Here is an 18,164-nt window from a genome sequence, read left to right as displayed (position 1 = left end):
ATCCGGCGCTCAGGACGGGTATCCTAGAGGGGTGTTTGGACGAAAAAGAGACGCTGCCGTTGTTGAGAATCCCGCAGAGCAAGTCGCGGAGGAACAGCGATTGAGAACGGCCGGTAAGGGCGCGCCCACTCCCAGGCGCAGCGTTCAGGAAGCGGCCCGGAAGCGGCCCCTGGTTCCGAATGACCGGAAGGCAGCGCGGGAGGCCAGCCGCCTGGCGCGGCGCGAGGACCAACTGCGGATGCGGCGTGCACTCGAGAACGGCGATGAGCGGCACCTGCCGTTCCGTGACAAGGGCCCGGCCCGTCGCTACGTCCGTGACTATGTGGACGCACGCTGGAATGTCGCCGAGTTCCTGATGTTTGCGGCGCTGGTCTTTGTCTTCCTGAGCTTCATCCCCAATCTGACTCTCCAGGGCTACGTCATGCTGACCTTCTGGGTGATCATCATGGCGGTGATCGTTGACTGCCTTCTCCTGCGCCGCAAGCTCAAGGCGCAACTGACAGCGAAGTTCGGCGAACCCGGGCGTGGGGATCTTTGGTACGGTATCTCACGTGCCATGCAGATCCGTCGGCTCCGTCTTCCCAAGCCGCAGGTAAGCCGCGGGCAGTTTCCCGCCTAACAGCGGGACATCGCGCGCCGCTTCAGCGCTGCAGGCGGGGGTGGTTCCTCAGCGCGCGGTTGATCGACGAAGCCCAGAAAGGGCCTTCGTAAAGGAACGCGGTGTAGCCCTGCACCAGGTTGGCTCCAGCGTTGAGACGGTCAACGACGTCGTCTGCTGTTTCCACTCCGCCCACCGAGATCAGGGCCAGTTCGGGCCCGGCCGCCTGCCGCAAGCGCGTGAGTACCTCAAGCGAACGTGCCTTGAGCGGAGCACCACTCAACCCACCTACCCCACAAGCCATCACGGTTTCCGGATCGGTCGTAAGGCCTTCCCGGGTGACGGTGGTGTTGGTTGCGATGATGCCGTCCAGTTTCAGCTCCAGTGCCAGCGCCGCTACCTCCTCGATGTCCTCATTGCTCAGATCCGGGGCGATCTTCACCAACAGCGGTACGTGACGGTCGGCGCTTTCATCCGCAGCCTTTCGGACCGCTTTCAGAAGGGGGCGGAGAGAGCGGACGCTTTGCAGCAGACGGAGTCCCGGGGTGTTGGGCGAGCTGACGTTGACCACCAGGTAGTCCGCAAGCGGAGCTAACGCCGTCGCGGATATTCGGTAGTCGGCGACCGCATCGCGCAGATCCACAGTCTTGGTCTTGCCGATGTTCACGCCGATCACGGGCCGTACCGACGGGTAGCGTCGTTCAAGCGTGCGGCGTGCGGCCGCGATGCGCGGAGCAACTGCAGCGGCGCCGTCGTTATTGAAACCCATCCGGTTGATCACCGCCCGGTCCTCGACCAGCCGGAAGAGCCGTGGTTTTGGATTTCCCGGCTGCGCCTGCCCAGTGATTGTTCCGATCTCTACATGGCCGAACCCCAGGTCAGCCAGCGCGGCGGCGCCGTGTCCCTCCTTGTCGAAACCGGCCGCAAGCCCGAACGGTGACGGGAAGGTCACGCCGAACGCCGTAGTCTGCAGTTCGGCAGGCGGCGCGGTAATGCGGCGCAGGACGCCGCCCACCGGGGTCCTGCCCGTCCACCGGATCAGGCGGAAGCCGATCCGGTGCGCGCGCTCAGGGTCCATACCGCTGAAGACGACGCGGAAGAAGGCAGGATAAATACGCATGGGTCAAAGTTGCCATGCCCGCAGCCGCTTCACCAAGTTGATGTTGGCATCGATATCCTCGACCAATGGGCATCAACTGGCAGCCGGACCACCTGGGCGACGGATTTGCGCTGACCGAGCTTCACGTTGGCTCAGACGAGGAGGGCCCGTGCCTGGCCACGCTCGTCTCCTACACCCCACCCGCCGTCGTTGCGCCGACCGGCCTGCGTGACGCAGCGCGCGTGGTGCTGAAGCGCCTGCGCCCACGCGGACGCGATGAACAGGAGTCCGCAGCGCAGGCGGTGCTCTACGTCCATGGCTGGAGCGATTACTTCTTCCAGCACGAACTGGCTCACTTCTTCAGTGACCGCGGTATTGCCTTCTACGCCCTGGACCTGCGGAAGTACGGACGAAGCCTGCGGCCGTGGCAGACGCCCGGTTACGTCACGGACCTGTCGGAGTACGACGACGACATCGCTGCTGCCCTGGATACCCTCTCCGAAGACATCACGGCCAAAACGGGCGCGCCGCCGTCCGGCGTCACCCTGATGGCGCATTCGACCGGCGCCCTCGTCGCTTCGTTGTGGGCGAACCGCTTTCCAGGGCGGGTATCGAGCCTCATCCTCAACAGTCCGTGGCTGGACATCCAGGGAAGTGCAATACTGCGCACCACCACGCAGGGGCTCCTCGAGCCGATCACGCGGTTCAGGCCCAAGGCACGCTTGAAACTGCCGGAATTCGGCTTCTATTGGCGAAGTATAAGCAACCTTGCCGAGGGCGAGTGGGAACTTAACGGGCAGTGGCGGCCGCAATTCGGTTTTCCCATCCGGGCCGGCTGGCTCACCGCTGTCCTGAACGGACACGCGCAGGTGCGCCGCGGACTTTCCATCGACCTTCCAGTGCTGGTTCTGTCCTCTGCGCGATCCACCATCAGTCCCGTGTGGAGTGAAGCAATGCTCTCCTCGGACAGCGTCCTCGATGTGACCGTCATGACGCAACGTGCCCTGCTGCTGGGGCCTCACGTCACCGTCTGCAGGTATGACGGCGCGCTGCATGACACCCTCCTGTCGCGAAAGGCGGTGCGTCGAAAGGTGTATGCCGATCTCGATCGGTGGGTAAGGTGCTACAGCAGCGCCTCACCCATACCGGAGGTCTAGGACTTGGCTTTGTCGACAGCTCCGCCGTAGCGCCGATCCCGCGCAGCGTACTCATCCACGGCCCTCCAGAGCGTACGGCGGTCGACATCCGGCCACAGGACATCCATGAAGACCATTTCTGCGTAAGCGGACTGCCACAGCATGAAATTTGAGGTCCGCTGCTCGCCGGAGGTGCGGAGGAACAGATCGACATCGGGCAGGTCCGGCTCGTCCAGGTAACGCTGGATGGTGCTCTCTGAGACGGATGACGCCTTCAACCGGCCAGCCGCCACGTCTTCCGCTATGCCCCTGGCCGCATCGGCAATCTCAGCCCGGCCCCCGTAGTTGACACACATGGTGAGGGTACACACCGAGTTGGAGCGCGTGCGCTCCTCTGCGATCTCAAGTTCATTGATGACCGAGCGCCAGAGCCGCGGGCGCCGCCCAGCCCACCGTATGCGCACTCCCCACTCATTGAGCTGATCCCGCTGCCGGCGCAGGACGTCCCGGCTGAAACCCATCAGGAACCGTACTTCGTCCGGGGAGCGCTTCCAGTTCTCGGTAGAAAAGGCATAGACGCTGACATACTTGACCCCGATGTCGATGGCGCCTGCGATCACATCGAGGAGCGCGGCCTCACCCGCCCGGTGGCCCTCCGTACGCGGCAGCCCCCGCTCATTGGCCCACCGTCCGTTGCCATCCATCACGATTGCCACGTGGGCCGGCACAAGGTCCACGGGGATGGCAGGCGGACGCTCGCCGCTCGGATGAGGCCACGGCTGAGACGGTTCGCCGGCGGATTTCGTCACACGCGCTCCACATGTTTGAGGGACTTCACTGCTCGTTCCAAATGCCACTGTACGTAGGCAGCGACAAGTCCTGCACTTTCACGCCGGGCAAAAGCCTCGGCGGTATCCGCAACCTCCCAGTTCCCGGACAGCAGCGCACCCAACAACGCCATGGCATCGGGTGACGGTGACGCTGAACCGGGCGGCCGGCAGGAGGCGCACACCGCGCCGCCCAAAGCGGCCGAGAACGCAGTATGGGGACCAGCCGCGCCGCACCGGGCGCAGTCGGTGAAGCTCGGCGCCCAGCCGGCCGTGGCCAATGCCCGTAGCAGATAGGAGTCAAGAATCAGTTCGGACGGATGGAGACCCCTGCTGAGAGCGGACAGGGCACCGATGACCAGGCCGTACTGTGCTCCTGCAGACTCACCGTCCGCATCCGTGAGCTTCTCGGCCGTTTCAGCGATAGCTGCCGCCGCGGTGTAGCGGGAATAGTCGGACGCAATTCCATGCCCGTAGGCGCCGCGTGTCTGGGCCTGCGTCACAACATCGAGGGTGCGTCCGGAAACCAGTTGAAGGTCCACGGTCATGAACGGCTCCAGCCGCGCTCCGAATTTGCTGCTCGTCCGCCGGATGCCCTTCGCAACAGCGCGCACCTGACCGTGTTCCCTGGTCAGGAGCACGATGATGCGGTCGGCTTCACCGAGCTTGTACGTGCGAAGGACGACGCCTTCCGCCCTGTAGGTTCGCGACGCGAATGATCTGGACACGTTCTATTTTCCCACTCGGAGGGCCGGACGCGACCAACGCCGCGCCAAGCCCTCCCGTATGCCCTGCGCTGACGTCAGCTGTTATCCCGGATGGCGCGGTTCACGGCAGAAATGACCGCTTTCAGGGACGCCATGGTCGAGTTTGCATCAATTCCAACACCCCAGAGGACGCGCTCCCCGACTGCGCACTCCACATAGGCAGCCGCCCGCGCATTACCTCCGGAAGACAATGCATGCTCGGTGTAGTCAAGGACGCGCACGTCCACGCCGTCCTGACCGAGGATAGACACGAGGGCATCAATAGGACCGTTCCCCTGCGCGGATCGGCGCTGCTGCACGCCGCCAACCAGAAGGGTTGCCGTCAGGTTGAATCGGCCGTCTTCGGACGTATCGGTGTTCGTGGAGGTCAGGACATAGGTGCCCCACGTTCCGTTACGGGACGGCAGGTATTCGTCCTGGAAGGTTTCCCACAGTTCGGCTCCGCTCACTTCCCCGCCCACTGTGTCTGTCCGTCGCTGCACGACTCCCGAGAATTCGATCTGCGCCCGGCGCGGCAAGTCCAGGCTGTGCTCATGCTTGAGAAGGTAAGCCACGCCGCCCTTGCCTGACTGGGAGTTTACGCGGATCACCGCCTCGTATGAGCGTCCAATGTCCTTCGGATCTATGGGCAGGTACGGGACGGCCCACGGGATTTCTTCGACCGTCTTGCCAGCGGCGGCGGCGTCTGCCTCCATCCGCTCGAAACCCTTCTTGATCGCATCCTGATGCGATCCTGAGAAGGCGGTGAATACCAGATCTCCACCGTAGGGTGAACGCTCCGGGACATTGAGTTGGTTGCAGTATTCTGCGGTTCGGCGGATGTGATCCATGTCGGAGAAGTTGATCTGCGGATCGATGCCCTGTCCATACAGGTTCATGCCCAAAGTCACGAGATCAACGTTTCCGGTGCGCTCACCGTTGCCGAACAGGCATCCCTCGATGCGGTCAGCCCCGGCGAGGTAGCCGAGCTCTGCCGCAGCGACACCGGTGCCGCGATCATTGTGGGGGTGAAGCGAGAGAATAACGGCGTCCCGGTTCGCCAAATTACGGCACATCCATTCAATGGAGTCGGCGTACACGTTGGGCGTCGCCATTTCCACGGTTGCCGGCAGGTTCAGAATCATCTGGCGATCGGCGGACGCCTCGAACACGGCGGCAACCTCGTTGGAGATGCGCGCCGCGAACTCCAGCTCAGTACCGGTGAAGGACTCCGGCGAATACTCATAGGTGATGTGGGTATCACCCACATTCTCCTCGAACTTGCGGCACAGCCGTGCGCCAGTGAGCGCGATATCAACTATGCCGTCCATGTCCTGGTTGAACACGACCCGGCGTTGGAGCACCGACGTCGAGTTGTACAGATGGACGATCGCGCGGTCAGCGCCCTCGATCGATTCATAGGTGCGCTCGATCAGGTGTTCGCGTGCCTGGGTCAGTACCTGGATGGTCACGTCATCCGGGATGCGATCGCCCTCAATGAGCTGGCGGACGAAGTCGAAGTCGGTCTGGGAGGCGGACGGGAAACCTACTTCGATCTCCTTGTAGCCCATCTGTACCAGCAGGTCGAACATCTTGTGCTTGCGCTCGGGGCTCATGGGGTCGATCAGCGCCTGATTGCCGTCCCGAAGGTCGACGGCGCACCAGCGCGGAGCCTTGGTGATGACCTTGTCCGGCCAGGTGCGGTCCGGAAGTTCCACAGTGATCTGATCCTGGAACGGAACATACTTGTGGAACGGCATTCCGGAGGGTTTCTGTGCGTTGCGCATGGCGGTGAGGGGCCTTTCCTTTGGTGAACCTATAAGGCTCTTGCTTCACAGGATGGCGGCCGGCAACACAGACTCCGCAGCGGGGATTCGGCCTGCGACCCGGTAGTCAAAGACTGACTATCCCGTCGGTGTGGCCCCGCCACGGCAGCTAAGAAGGAGCAGCTCTGCGCGCACAATTCAACACTAGCACGGCCCCTAGGATGAGAAGACGCACCAACGAAGGAGCTTTCATGACCGCATCCGGCATCAATGTCGCGAACATCGATTCCGATGTCCGCCCCCAGGACGACCTCTTCCGCCATGTCAATGGCGGTTGGCTACGAAACACTCCCATTCCCGAGGACCGAGCCCGCGAGGGCTCATTCTCGCAGCTGGCGGATGCAGCTGAACTGGCCGTGCGCAGAATCGTCGAGGATGCGGCAGCAGAGACGGACGACGACGGCGACCGCTTTCGTCTCGGCGCGTTGTTTGCGGACTTCATGGACACAGAACATCTCAGCAGGCAGGCCGGCGCTCCCGTCCAACCGCTGCTGGAAGAGATAGACGGCGCTGCGGCGGTCATGGACATCGTCCGCCTCGACGCCGAACTCACGAGGGCCGGCGCAGCCGGTCTTGTCCTCCCCTACGTCAGCAACGACGCAGGAAATCCCGAACGCTACCTGCTGCACCTCTACCAGTCCGGACTAGGGCTGCCTGACGAGTCCTACTACCGGGAGGCGAAGTTCGAAGAGGCACGACTCGGATATGTCGAACTGCTGCACCAGCTGTTCGAGCTTGCCGGGCGCCCTGAGAGCCGTGCTGCGGCGGCGAGCGTCTTCGATCTCGAAGCACGCCTAGCTTCTTCCCACATGGACACGGTGACCAAACGTAATCCACAGGCCACCTACAATCTGCGCACAACTGCCACGTTGATCAAGGATGCACCGCAGCTGGAAACCTGGCTCACGGAGTTGACTGCCGGCGTCGGGATTCCCGGTGAACTGATCGTGAACCAGCCGGGGTACATCACGGCTCTGGTACGAGCACTGGATGAAGTCCCGTTGGAGGTGTGGAAAAACTGGCTGGCTGCCAGGGTGCTGTTGCACGCAGCTCCGTTTCTCAGCGACGACTTCGTCGACGCTCACTTCGCGTTCTACGGGACCACCCTCAGCGGTACGCCACGGCTGAAGGAACGTTGGAAACGGGGTGTCGCGATTGTCGAGGGAACCATGGGTGAGGCCGTTGGGCGTATGTACGTGGCGCGGCATTTCCCTGAGTCCCACAAGGCCACCATGCGGGAACTGGTCGAAAACATCCTTGCTGCCTACGAACAGCGCATCAACCGTCTCGAATGGATGAGCGCCGAGACACGTGCACGTGCCCTGGAGAAGCTGAGTCTCTTCACCACGAAGATCGGGTACCCCGATCGCTGGATCGATTATTCAACACTGAAGATTGTCCCCGGTGACCTGTACGGCAATGTGCGCAGAGCGACCGAGTTCGAAACCGACCGGCAACTTGCCAAGCTCGGCGGCCCCATTGATCGTGGCGAGTGGCACCTCACGCCGCAGACCGTGAACGCCTACTACATGCCGACAATGAACGAGATTGTCTTCCCGGCCGCGATCCTGCAGCCGCCATTTTTCGACGCCGATGCCGATCCAGCCGCAAATTACGGGGCGATCGGGGCCGTCATCGGACACGAGATCGGGCATGGCTTCGATGACCAGGGATCACAGTTCGACGGTACGGGCGCGCTGCACAATTGGTGGACTGAAGCTGACCGGATGGCATTCGAGGCGCTCACTGGACGGCTTGTCAGTCAATACTCTGAGTTGGCTCCCACCGAGGCTCCGGACCATCCGGTCAACGGGAAATTCACCCTCGGTGAGAACATCGGCGACCTTGGCGGACTGGGAATCAGCCTGGCTGCTTACGTCATCAGTCTGGACGGAGCGGAAGCGCCTGTTCTTGACGGGCTGACCGGAGTGCAGCGTTTCTTCTACTCCTGGGCTGAATGCTGGCGCCAGAACATTCGCCCTGAAGAGGCCGCACGGCGCATCGCCATCGATCCTCACTCACCGAACGAGTTCCGGTGCAATCAGGTAGTGCGCAACCTCGACGAATTCCATAGTGCTTTTTCGGTGGATCAAGAAGACAAGCTGTGGCTTGCGCCCGAGGAACGGGTCAGGATCTGGTAGGAGCTGCTCAGGACTGGCAGGTTACCTGGGCGGCCGTCTGGCCGCTCAGGTCGCCGGCAACGCCCTGGGCCTCGATAGTCTCCCCCTCGGTGAAGTCGCTGCCAACGGATAGTTCCAGTCCCACAGTTGTTGCACTCGGGATTACCTGAACATCAGCCAGACCGAACAGTTCTGCGATGACGGGCGCTATTCCCTCGTAGCCGGGGCCCACAAACAGTTGGGTAGCCGGACGATCGTCCGCGTCAGCGACAGTGGCCTGTACGTAGCCCTCTGCGAGCAGCACTTCCTGCAGTTCCTGCCCGCGATCGGATTCGCCGGAAGCGTTGAGCACAGTAAGCGGGACCAACGCCGGATCGAAACCGAGCTCTTCGACGGTCGGGGTGGGTTCAGGTTCCGGGGTCGGCTCAGGCGTGCCCGACGGGTCCGTCTCCGGACTCGCGCTTGCTGACGGCGAGGGCTCCTGTACCGGCTTGGTGATGTCCCGGTCGGCGCGAAGAGCCGCGAACAGGTCATCAGCCTTGTCCTCATCCAGGACGAGGCGATTCGGGTCAAGTTCATAGGGCACAACGGGGACCGTCACGAACGCCACGTTTCCCAGGTCAACCTCCTGCAGGCGCCCTGCCAGTTTGAGCAGCTCCGGAATCTCGGCGAGACCGTCGTCGACCGTCAGGTTCTGAGTGACTGCCTCCGCAATGGAGTAGAGGCGCGGGATGTTGCTCAGCGTGCCTTCCTCCTTGATTTTCCGTGCCAGTGACGCCAGGAAAGCCTGCTGCGCGCGGATTCGGCCCTCATCTCCTCCGGTGCCGAAGCTATGCCGTGTGCGCAGGAATGCCAGGGCCTGCTCACCCTCCACCTCGCTGGTACCGGCCGGCAGTTTCAATCCGGAAAATTCGTCGTCGACGGCCTGATTGACGCAGACTTCAACACCGCCCACTGCTTTCGAAAGCTCAGTCACCGCGTTGAAATCAGCCATCATGAAGTGGTCGATCTGCAGACCCGTGATTTCGTTGATGGCTGCGACGGTGCAGCCGGGACCGCCGTTAGCGAGGGAGCTGTTGAGCTGTCCCAGCGCCATCGGCTGACTGGTTGCACCGGTTTCCGGGTTCTCGCAAGCCGGCAGCGGAACCAACAGATCCCGGGGGAAGCTCACCATGGTGACGTTGCTCCGGTCCGCGGACATCGTCATGAGCATCATGACATCCGCCTGACCCTCGACATCCTCTGGCTCGCTGTCCGCACCCTGCCCGGCGCGGGTGTCACTGCCGATGATTAGAATCTGCACGGGATCCCTGCTGAGGTCGACGGGCAGCTGGGATTCACCGTCGGTGGAAAGGTTGAGGGGTTCGGTGGCTACATTCCCCTGGAGGCGAACCACTGAAAGCGCCACGAATGCGATGGCACCCACGAGTACCGCAACGAGCGAGATCGCGACTATCTGCAGGACGCGCGGACGTCCCTTGCCGAGATGCCGGCCACCGGTCCCCAGACGGATGCCATCCGGGGAGCCGTTCCGCTCACCGCCGGATTCACTCATGACGCTCGGCCCTTTCGATGTGATTCAAGACCTGGTGCCCCTGTGCTCCGGGCATCTGTAGCTCAACGAGCAAGCGCCGCTTGAAGTGCCCCGAGGCGATCAGCACCGGCTAGAAACCGAGCTTCACGAGCTGTTTGGGATCGCGCTGCCAGTCCTTGGCAATCTTCACATGGAGGTCGAGATAGACCTTGGTGCCGAGTAGAGCTTCAATACTCTTCCTTGCGGCAGTCCCTACCTCGCGCAGTCGTGCGCCGCCCTTTCCGATGACGATGGCCTTCTGCGAAGAACGCTCGACGTAAAGATTCACCCGGACATCGAGCAGCGGATTGTTTTCGGGGCGCCCCTCGCGCGGGACGATCTCCTCAACGACGACCGCGAGCGAGTGGGGAAGCTCATCACGAACACCCTCAAGCGCCGCTTCCCGCACTAGCTCAGCGACCATCACGGCCTCCGGCTCGTCGGTGAGAGCACCATCGGGGTACAGCGGCGGCGACTGGGGCATGTGCGACGCGAAGACATCGGCAACCGTGCTTACCTGGTACCCGTCAACTGCGGACACAGGCACGACGTCGGCCCACCCCGCTTCGCCCAACACCTCGCGTCCCAGCTCAGACACCGCTAACAACTGGCGCACAAGCGCCTCCTTGCTCACGAGATCTGCTTTAGTGACGACAGCGATGACGGGTTTCCGCAACAGCTGCGCCAGTTGCGCCGCAATGTAGCGGTCACCCGGTCCCACCTGTTCGTTGGCGGGCAGGCAGAACCCAATGGCGTCGACCTCCGCCAGAGTATCCGCAACCAAGTCATTGAGACGCTGGCCGAGAAGAGTTCGTGGTCGATGCAGACCCGGGGTGTCGACCAGGATGAGTTGCGCGTCCTCCCGGTGCACAATCCCGCGGATGGTGTGCCGAGTGGTCTGGGGTTTGGCCGAAGTGATGGCAATCTTCTGCCCCACCAGTGCATTCGTCAGGGTTGACTTCCCTGCGTTGGGCCGGCCGACCAGCGAGATGAACCCCGCGCGATACTGCTGCGTGCTCATTTGTTTTCCACCGTTTCCCTCGAAAATCCGTTGTCCTGATCTGTTCGTGCGTCCTCATCCGTGGGCCGTTCGACCCTCCATGCAAGGATGTGGGATACGCGGTTGCGGCGCCCCTCGACCCGTTCCGCACGTAGAGCGATGTCACCGACCTGGACCTCGCTCCCGACGATGGGCACCCGTCCGAGGGTTTTCGCCAAAAGTCCACCGACGGTGTCAACCTCATCATCCTCAAGCTCCAGGTCGAACAGCTCACCCAGATCGTCGATGCTCATGCGTGCACTGACGCGAAATCCGCCCTCGGACAACTGTTCCATTTCGGGTACCTCGGAGTCGTACTCGTCGACGATCTCGCCGACGATCTCCTCGATCAGGTCCTCCAGCGTCACGAGTCCCGCCGTACCGCCGTACTCGTCGATGACGATGGCCACATGTGTTGATTCGCGCTGCAGTTCCTGAAGGAAATCTCCCACGGGCTTGGACTCAGGAACATAGCGGACATCCCGGCAGACACCATCCACCGGGTCCCTATCGCTGGGATTGTTTCCGTTCAGGACAGCAACGACGTCCTTCAGGTACAGAATGCCCCGGACGTCATCCGCATTGTCGCCGATTACGGGCACTCGGGAGTATCCGGACCTGAGGAAGAGGGACATCGCCTGCCGGAGTGTGGATCCGGCCTCGACCGACACCATGTCCGTGCGCGGCACCATGACAGACCGCACCTTGGTATCTCCCAGCTCAAACACCGAATGAATCAACTCGGCCTCGCTGTCCTCGATCATCTCCGCTTCATTGGCACGTGAGAGCAGTTCCCGAAACTCCTCTTCCGTGAAAAACGCCGCCTCAGCCCGGGCAGACCCCGGCGACAGTGCGCTGCCGATGCCGACCAACCAGCGAGGAACGGGACCCAGAATAGACCGCAGGACACCAACCAGGCGGGCGGTCAACGGCACCAGGGTTGCTGCGTTGGTCCGGCCGAGCTGCCGTGGCGACACACCTACCAGTACAAACCCGAGGCCGGCCATCGTCACCGTGGCCAGTAGTCCCGCGACCCAGATGTTGTCCAGCACATCAGCAAAAAGAAGCGCAACGGCGACTGCGGCGGCCATCTCAAACCAGACGCGCCAAAACCGTAGCGCATGCATGTGTGCTACGGGCGATTCGAGGACGCGGCGCACAGGTTCTCCCTTGGGCCCGTCAAGATGAGCCTCAGCGTCCTGGCGGGGAAGATAGCTGAAAGCCGCTTCGGCAGCCGTAACCAACGCGGCAATCAACACAAACACGATTGCCATCAGGGCCAGGAGGAACACGATCATCTGATGGACTGCTTCGACGCTGGGAAAAGTCTCACTGGGTGGTTTCCCGTGGCGCTTTGCCTCCCAGGAAATCGGTCAGGAGCTCGCGTTGGAGGCCGAACATCTCCTTTTCCTCTTCCGGATCAGCGTGATCGAACCCCAACAAGTGAAGCATGCCGTGGGTTGTGAGCAGGAGCAGCTCCTCGTTCATGCTGTGTCCGGCGTTGTCCGCCTGGGTCCGGGCCACCTCTGGACAGAGGACGACATCTCCCAGAATGCCCGAATCCGTGGGACGCGTGGCCGTACCAGGCCTCAACTCGTCCATGGGGAAGGACAGAACATCGGTTGGCCCCGGCTCGTCCATCCATTCGATGTGAAGCTTTTCCATGGCGTCAATGTCAACGAGGATGATCGACAGCTCCGACTCCGGATGCACAAAGAGACGCTCAAGCACGTGGCGACCGAGCCTGACCAGCGCCTCATCATCCACCTCGAAGCCTGACTCGTTATTCACCTCAATGCTCATTACGGGTCGCCTTCCCTGGACCGCGGCGTCCGTTCAGAGCCACTCTCTGTGACTCATCCCACCGGCTGTAGGCGGACACGATGTCTCCCACCAGCCGGTGGCGCACGACGTCGGTGGCATCCAGTGTGGAGAACGCAACATCCTCGACACCCTGCAGGATGTCACTGACTATCCTGAGCCCTGAACTGGTCCCGCCGGGCAGATCGACCTGGGTCACATCTCCGGTTACCACCATCCGCGAACCAAAGCCGAGACGGGTCAGAAACATCTTCATCTGTTCGGGAGTGGTGTTCTGCGCTTCATCGAGGATGATGAAGGCATCATTGAGCGTTCGGCCGCGCATATAGGCAAGCGGCGCAACCTCAATAGTTCCGGCGGCCATCAGGCGTGGAATTGAATCAGGTTCCATCATGTCGTGCAGCGCGTCGTACAACGGGCGCAGGTAAGGGTCGATCTTGTCGTTGAGAGTGCCCGGAAGGAAACCGAGGCGCTCCCCCGCTTCCACCGCCGGACGCGTCAGGATAATGCGGTTGACTTCCTTGTGCTGGAGCGCCTGGACCGCCTTGGCCATTGCCAGGTATGTTTTGCCCGTACCCGCCGGACCGATGCCGAAAACGATAGTGTGCGTATCTATTGCCTCGACGTAGTTCTTCTGGTTGACCGTCTTTGGACGGATGGTGCGTCCGCGCGAGGAAAGGATGTTCATCGACAGGACTTCGGCCGGCTTGGCCGCGCCCTGCGTCTTGAGCATAAAAAGCAGCTGCTCCAGTACTTGCGCGGTCACCGGTGTTTGGTTGGCGGCAAGCGTGCGGACCTCGCTGATCAGCCGCTCAGTGCGCCCAACGTCGGTTGCCGGCCCCGTGATGGAAAGATCACTTCCCCGCACGTGCAGACTGATACCAGGGAAAGCTCCTTCGATCATGGCCAGTGCCTCATCATTGGCTCCGAGGGCCTGCACCATCTGTTCAGCTGATTCGAATTGGACGACCCGGCTGTCCAGGCCCGCTGCCCCCATACCCACTGCAGAATCGGTCATAGTATCGGCCTGTAGGCCTTCCATCTCTCCTTGTGCCGCCGAATTTTCCGGTTCATCCGGTTGTGTGCTTGTTCAGACCCATGACGAGGCCTTCTACTAGCGTACCGCCGCCGTCCTGTTGCCGCTCACCTGGATGCGGCGCCAAGGGAGCCGGGGTTTGGCCGGGCACGGAAAAATCTCAGGAACGCAACGGACCGATATCAATAGCGTTTCAGTCAGGCCGCGATTCGGAAAAGCACAGGGCAGGGGCTCCTACCTATGCAAAGCTGAAGTAGAACTCCGTGCAGTTCCGGTTCCTGTTGGCGTCACCACTGATTGGCGACGCCCAGACCTACGCTGCACGACAATCGATCGGCCCGACGAATGAGAGGAACGGACACGCATGGGCGTTCTTCCTCTCCTCAACCGACGGACCTCCGGGCGCCGGTGGAAGGGATCCATACTCGTCGCCGCGGCGTTGGGCCTGCAGGCCTGCACGATCGGCGGGCAGAATGAGCCGACCTCCGAGATCGCAGCAGAGGCAGAAGTGTTGCTGGAGTCGACTGCCAGCTTGCCCGAAATCGATCTCCAAAGTCCCGCGGCCCCGGACGCCGCCCCGCTCCTTCCTGTCTACTGGCTCGGAGATGCCAACGGGCTCCTCTATCGCGAGTTCCTTCCTGCTGAGTCAACTGGAGATCCGATTGCTGCTGCCGTGTGGGCGATGACCAGCGCGGAGCCGCTCGATGACGATTACTACAGCCCGTGGCAGGAAGCATCGGCTGTCAACACTTCGATTTCACTCGACAATGTGGTCACGATCGACATCTCCTCGGACGCCTTTACCACCGGCATCGATGCAGCAGTCGCCGGGCGTGCGGTGCAGCAGCTTGTCTACACGGCAACGGCTGCAGCCGCCAATTCCGGTCTGATTGCAAGCGGAAGTCCCAGCAGTGTCCGCCTGCTGGTGGACGGCAAAGCGGGCTACAGCGCTTTTGGACACATCGAGCTGAGTTCCTTGCTCCAACGGGACGTCGGCGCTATTGCGCCCGTGTGGATCATCAACCCGCAGGACAGCTCAGTCCGCTCCGATCGAACGGTTATAGTCCAGGGCAGCACCACGACGACGGATGCTGCCCTTGAGTGGCGGGTGCGGCGCGTAGATGGCGGTGGGGTCCCCGCCGAAGATGTTGTCAGCGGAACGGTTCCCGTGGACGCTGGAACCGGCGCTGTCGGACTATACGAGTTCAGCGTTGCGCTGGAGGCGGGAACTTTTCTCCTCGAGGTGTACGAAGCCGCCGGCCCATCCGCCGAAGCAGGCCCGGCCGCCGGCGTGGTGACCGATGACAAACTGATCAGCGTCCGCTGACGCGCAGCTACCAGCGTCCGGCCAGGTGATTCAGTACCGCGATGGCCGCGGGTCCCGCTGTTGAAGCTCGCAGGACGTTGGTACCAAGTTGCGCCGGAACCGCCCCTGCGTTGGCCAATACACCGAGCTCTTCGGGGCTGATACCGCCCTCCGGACCCACAATCACGGCCAGCGTTTCCGACGTTGCTAACGTACTCCGACCCCAATATTCCGCGAGCGACTCGCTCGCCTCCTCGTGTAGCACAACCGGGTGCTGGACGCCGCCCAGCCAGTGTCCCAGGCCCTTGGTGTCCAGCGCATCGAGTACCTCCGGCACACGTGCGCGCCGACTCTGCTTCGATGCGGCACGAACGAGGGACTCCCACTTGGTACGGCCTTTGATTGCCTTCTCGGCACGCCACCGTACGATACTTCGATCCGCCTGCCAGGGAAGCACCGCGTCAACACCGAGTTCCGTCGCCGCCTCAACTGCCAGTTCCGCCCTGTCCCCCTTCGCCAACGCCTGCACCAGGACCAGCCGCATCGCGGGAGGCGAATCGAATGAGAGCCTGTCCACGGTCACCACCACTGCACCGTGAGTTGCTTCGACAACGGTGCAGCTCAAGCGGTGTCCTTCTCCATCAAGGACATCGATCTCTTCACCCGGCCTAACCCGCTTCACGGCTGCGGCATGATGCGCCTCCGGACCGCGCAGCGTCAGACTGCCGCCGACGGCAGCGGTTTGCACATCGGTCGGATCGCCGAAGAAGGCCTGGTTGGTCATTGTCCGATAACCCGGCTATAGATTCCCGAGGCGTTCACGAAGGCGGGCAAAAACTCCTGATCCGCTGCTCGCCAGCTGGCCCTCGGTAAATTCTTCGCCGCGCATTTCCGCAAGGCGCCGAAGCAGTTCTTCCTGTCCGCTGTCGAGGTTCCGCGGCGTTTCCACGCTCAAATGCACCAGCAGGTCCCCTCTGCCGTATCCGCGCAGGTGGGTCACCCCAAGGCCGCGAAGGGTAATCACTTCGCCCGACTGCGTGCCGGGCTTGATCGTGAGTTCCTGATCACCGTCGAAGCTCTTCATTAACACGTTGGTGCCGAGGGCCGCAGCTGTCATCGGCACGCTCAGGGTCGCGTGAAGGTCGTCGCCCTCACGAAGGAAGGTCGAGTCGCTGTTGACCCGAATCTCTACGTAGAGATCGCCCTGGGGACCGCCGGCCGTGCCGACCTCGCCCTGGCCGGCTAGCTGGATACGGGTACCTGTAGCGACACCCGCGGGCACCTTGATGGTGAGGCTTCGGCGGGAACGGATGCGGCCATCCCCATTGCATTCGTTACAGGGATGCGGGATGACGGTTCCGTACCCCTGGCAGGTGCCGCAGGTCGCCGTCGTCATTACCTGACCGAGGATGGACCGAACCGCACGCTGCACCTGACCGGATCCGCCGCAGATATCACAGGTTCGTGGGGAAGTACCCGGCTGGGTACAGGATCCATCGCAGGTAGGACACACCGCCGCTGAATCTACCTCGATCTTCTTGTTGGTACCAAAGACCGCATCCTTCAGATCGATCCGGACGGCTATCAACGCGTCCTGACCGCGTTGGGTTCGGGATGGGGGGCCGCTGGGACCGCCTCCGCCGAAGAATGTCTCGAAAATGTCCTGGAACGCAAAGCCCGAGCCGGAATAACCGGCACCGAATCCATTGTCGGTGCCGTTTTCATTACCGGTGGTGTCGTAGACGCGCCGCTTCTGGGGATCCGAGAGTACCTCGTACGCGCGCGTGACGAGCTTGAACTCCTCAGCTGCTTCCGTGCCGACGTTGACGTCCGGGTGGAGCTTGCGGGCAAGCTTCCGGTAGGCCTTCTTGATTTCTTCGCCGCTGGCGTCGCGTGCAACGCCAAGGACCTCGTAGTGATTACTCACTCCTGCACATCACTTCCTGTTATCTCACCGCGTGAGCGGCTGGGCTTCATGGGCTCCGTCATCCGGTCAAGATTCATCGAGGATGCGGGAAAGGTAGCGGGCCACCGCTCTCACGGCGGCCATGGTGGTCGGGTAATCCATTCTCGTGGGGCCAAGCACTCCCACCTTTGCCAGTGAATCCGGTCCATAGCCGGTAGCAATCACGGAGGCTTCGGCCAAACCGCCATACGGGTTCTCCCGGCCGATGCGGACCGAGATGCCCAGAGCATCCTGCCCCATCTCGGAAAGCAACCGAAGCATGACAACCTGTTCCTCAAGCGCTTCCAGGACCGGACCAATGGTTAAAGGAAAGTCGAGGGTTGAGCGGGCGAGGTTGGCCGTGCCCGCCAGCACGATCCGGTCTTCCCTGTTAGCGGCTGACAACTGTTCGAGGCTGTGTCCAATTGCCTGGCCGAGAGATTGCAGCGAGGGGGGAAGATCCGCAATGCACGCACCGAGTTCCTGGGGAACCGACGGCAGACGAACACCGGAAACCCTTTCCAGAAAATGCTGGCGCAGGTCGGCCAGGTCATTTTCCTGTGCCTCGGCGGGCACGGACACAACGCGCTGCTGCACAGCGCCGTTCGTGGAGATCAGCACCACGAGCGCGCGACCGGGAGCGAGCAGCACGAGTTCGATGTGGCGGACGGAGGCCGTGCCCAGGTGCGGGTACTGCACGACCGCAACCTGGTTGGTGAGTTGGGCGAGCAGGCGGACGGTGCGGTCGAGGACGTCGTCGAGATCGTCTGCGCCCTCGAGGAGTGCGCGGATAGCCCGCTTTTCCGGGGCCGACAGCGGCTTGACCTCGGCGATCCGGTCGACGAACAACCGATAACCCTTGTCGGTCGGGATGCGGCCGGAACTGGTATGCGGGGCTGTGATCAGGCCCTCTTCTTCCAGAAGTGCCATGTCATTGCGGATTGTTGCCGAAGATACGCCCAGCCTGTGGCGCTCGACCAGCGCCTTGGATCCCACCGGCTCGCGGGAATGGACGTAATCCTCAACGATGGCCCGCAGGACTTCAAGCCGCCTGGGTTCGCTCATGTTCACCTCCGATGTACTTTCCTGCCC

At 62.3% G+C, this 18,164-nt stretch carries 16 protein-coding genes; 4 read left to right on the top strand and 12 right to left on the bottom strand.

Annotated features, from left to right (window positions below; translation table 11 throughout):
• Positions 1–100: 100 nt before the first annotated feature.
• Complete coding sequence (locus tag ABFX19_RS10310; RefSeq protein ID WP_327019701.1) at positions 101–619, top strand: DUF3043 domain-containing protein; 519 nt, start codon at positions 101–103, stop codon at positions 617–619.
• Positions 620–641: 22 nt separating this feature from the next.
• On the opposite strand, the gene ABFX19_RS10305 is transcribed toward ABFX19_RS10310, so the two are convergent.
• Positions 642–1,718 carry a quinone-dependent dihydroorotate dehydrogenase gene (locus ABFX19_RS10305; protein ID WP_346028256.1) on the bottom strand — a complete coding sequence of 359 codons (1,077 nt, stop codon included), beginning with the start codon at positions 1,716–1,718 and terminating at the stop codon, positions 642–644.
• 65 nt (positions 1,719–1,783) lie between these two features.
• Here ABFX19_RS10305 and ABFX19_RS10300 point away from each other — a divergent pair, with 65 nt between their 5' ends.
• Positions 1,784–2,854, top strand: coding sequence for an alpha/beta hydrolase (locus ABFX19_RS10300; protein ID WP_346028255.1), 1,071 nt, complete (start codon positions 1,784–1,786; stop codon positions 2,852–2,854).
• Here the strand turns inward: ABFX19_RS10300 and ABFX19_RS10295 are convergent.
• The 3 genes from ABFX19_RS10295 to leuA form a co-directional block, all read right to left on the bottom strand.
• On the bottom strand, positions 2,851–3,642 hold the full coding sequence (locus tag ABFX19_RS10295; protein ID WP_277357101.1) for an isoprenyl transferase: 792 nt from the start codon (positions 3,640–3,642) through the stop codon (positions 2,851–2,853). The two genes, ABFX19_RS10300 and ABFX19_RS10295, sit on opposite strands and share 4 nt — an antisense overlap.
• Positions 3,639–4,388 carry a DNA repair protein RecO gene (gene recO, locus ABFX19_RS10290; protein ID WP_056549506.1) on the bottom strand — a complete coding sequence of 250 codons (750 nt, stop codon included), beginning with the start codon at positions 4,386–4,388 and terminating at the stop codon, positions 3,639–3,641. The genes ABFX19_RS10295 and recO overlap by 4 nt, the downstream gene beginning before the upstream one ends.
• 74 nt (positions 4,389–4,462) lie before the next feature.
• Positions 4,463–6,193 carry a 2-isopropylmalate synthase gene (leuA, locus tag ABFX19_RS10285; RefSeq protein ID WP_277357100.1) on the bottom strand — a complete coding sequence of 577 codons (1,731 nt, stop codon included), beginning with the start codon at positions 6,191–6,193 and terminating at the stop codon, positions 4,463–4,465.
• A gap of 230 nt (positions 6,194–6,423) precedes the next feature.
• Here leuA and ABFX19_RS10280 point away from each other — a divergent pair, with 230 nt between their 5' ends.
• Entirely contained in the window at positions 6,424–8,373 is a 1,950-nt protein-coding gene (locus ABFX19_RS10280; protein ID WP_277357099.1) for a M13 family metallopeptidase, read from the top strand.
• A 7-nt stretch (positions 8,374–8,380) separates the two neighbouring features.
• Here ABFX19_RS10280 and ABFX19_RS10275 read toward each other — a convergent pair whose 3' ends face one another.
• The 5 genes from ABFX19_RS10275 to ABFX19_RS10255 all read right to left on the bottom strand — a co-directional run bounded on the left by ABFX19_RS10275 (position 8,381) and on the right by ABFX19_RS10255 (position 13,803).
• Positions 8,381–9,907 (bottom strand): LCP family protein, encoded by a 1,527-nt coding sequence (locus ABFX19_RS10275; RefSeq protein ID WP_277357098.1) that lies wholly within the window; start codon positions 9,905–9,907, stop codon positions 8,381–8,383.
• A gap of 109 nt (positions 9,908–10,016) precedes the next feature.
• Entirely contained in the window at positions 10,017–10,946 is a 930-nt protein-coding gene (era, locus tag ABFX19_RS10270; protein WP_277357097.1) for a GTPase Era, read from the bottom strand.
• Positions 10,943–12,262 carry a hemolysin family protein gene (locus ABFX19_RS10265; RefSeq protein WP_277357096.1) on the bottom strand — a complete coding sequence of 440 codons (1,320 nt, stop codon included), beginning with the start codon at positions 12,260–12,262 and terminating at the stop codon, positions 10,943–10,945. Before ABFX19_RS10265 ends, era begins: the two co-directional genes overlap by 4 nt.
• Positions 12,263–12,293: 31 nt before the next feature.
• The gene (gene ybeY / locus ABFX19_RS10260) at positions 12,294–12,767 is read right to left on the bottom strand and encodes an rRNA maturation RNase YbeY (RefSeq protein ID WP_277357095.1); all 474 of its coding nucleotides are present in this window, start codon (positions 12,765–12,767) and stop codon (positions 12,294–12,296) included.
• Positions 12,757–13,803, bottom strand: a complete 1,047-nt coding sequence (locus tag ABFX19_RS10255; RefSeq protein WP_082566156.1) for a PhoH family protein — start codon at positions 13,801–13,803, stop codon at positions 12,757–12,759. The genes ybeY and ABFX19_RS10255 overlap by 11 nt, the downstream gene beginning before the upstream one ends.
• 382 nt (positions 13,804–14,185) lie before the next feature.
• Here ABFX19_RS10255 and ABFX19_RS10250 point away from each other — a divergent pair, with 382 nt between their 5' ends.
• A complete protein-coding gene (locus tag ABFX19_RS10250) occupies positions 14,186–15,148 on the top strand; it encodes a GerMN domain-containing protein (protein WP_277357094.1) in 963 nt (320 codons plus the stop codon).
• Between the two features lie 7 nt (positions 15,149–15,155).
• On the opposite strand, the gene ABFX19_RS10245 is transcribed toward ABFX19_RS10250, so the two are convergent.
• From ABFX19_RS10245 to hrcA, 3 genes are all read right to left on the bottom strand, one after another.
• Positions 15,156–15,911, bottom strand: coding sequence for a 16S rRNA (uracil(1498)-N(3))-methyltransferase (locus ABFX19_RS10245; protein WP_277357093.1), 756 nt, complete (start codon positions 15,909–15,911; stop codon positions 15,156–15,158).
• Between the two features lie 15 nt (positions 15,912–15,926).
• Positions 15,927–17,054 (bottom strand): molecular chaperone DnaJ, encoded by a 1,128-nt coding sequence (gene dnaJ / locus ABFX19_RS10240; protein WP_346028254.1) that lies wholly within the window; start codon positions 17,052–17,054, stop codon positions 15,927–15,929.
• A gap of 66 nt (positions 17,055–17,120) precedes the next feature.
• Positions 17,121–18,137, bottom strand: a complete 1,017-nt coding sequence (gene hrcA / locus ABFX19_RS10235; RefSeq protein WP_056549616.1) for a heat-inducible transcriptional repressor HrcA — start codon at positions 18,135–18,137, stop codon at positions 17,121–17,123.
• Positions 18,138–18,164 lie beyond the last annotated feature (27 nt).

The organism is Arthrobacter parietis, assembly GCF_039530425.1.
Taxonomy (GTDB): Bacteria; Actinomycetota; Actinomycetes; order Actinomycetales; family Micrococcaceae; genus Arthrobacter_D; species Arthrobacter_D parietis.
This window is presented reverse-complemented; position numbering and strand designations above follow the sequence as displayed.

Excerpts from the sequence above, each read along its gene's own strand:
- ABFX19_RS10305 (WP_346028256.1), bottom strand. The coding sequence starts at position 1,718 with ATGCGTATTTATCCTGCCTTCTTCCGCGTCGTCTTCAGCGGTATGGAC.
- ABFX19_RS10300 (WP_346028255.1), top strand. The coding sequence starts at position 1,784 with ATGGGCATCAACTGGCAGCCGGACCACCTGGGCGACGGATTTGCGCTG.
- leuA (WP_277357100.1), bottom strand. The coding sequence starts at position 6,193 with ATGCGCAACGCACAGAAACCCTCCGGAATGCCGTTCCACAAGTATGTT.
- ABFX19_RS10280 (WP_277357099.1), top strand. The coding sequence starts at position 6,424 with ATGACCGCATCCGGCATCAATGTCGCGAACATCGATTCCGATGTCCGC.
- ABFX19_RS10275 (WP_277357098.1), bottom strand. The coding sequence starts at position 9,907 with ATGAGTGAATCCGGCGGTGAGCGGAACGGCTCCCCGGATGGCATCCGT.
- era (WP_277357097.1), bottom strand. The coding sequence starts at position 10,946 with ATGAGCACGCAGCAGTATCGCGCGGGGTTCATCTCGCTGGTCGGCCGG.
- ABFX19_RS10265 (WP_277357096.1), bottom strand. The coding sequence starts at position 12,262 with ATGATCGTGTTCCTCCTGGCCCTGATGGCAATCGTGTTTGTGTTGATT.
- ybeY (WP_277357095.1), bottom strand. The coding sequence starts at position 12,767 with ATGAGCATTGAGGTGAATAACGAGTCAGGCTTCGAGGTGGATGATGAG.
- ABFX19_RS10255 (WP_082566156.1), bottom strand. The coding sequence starts at position 13,803 with ATGACCGATTCTGCAGTGGGTATGGGGGCAGCGGGCCTGGACAGCCGG.
- ABFX19_RS10250 (WP_277357094.1), top strand. The coding sequence starts at position 14,186 with ATGGGCGTTCTTCCTCTCCTCAACCGACGGACCTCCGGGCGCCGGTGG.
- ABFX19_RS10245 (WP_277357093.1), bottom strand. The coding sequence starts at position 15,911 with ATGACCAACCAGGCCTTCTTCGGCGATCCGACCGATGTGCAAACCGCT.
- hrcA (WP_056549616.1), bottom strand. The coding sequence starts at position 18,137 with ATGAGCGAACCCAGGCGGCTTGAAGTCCTGCGGGCCATCGTTGAGGAT.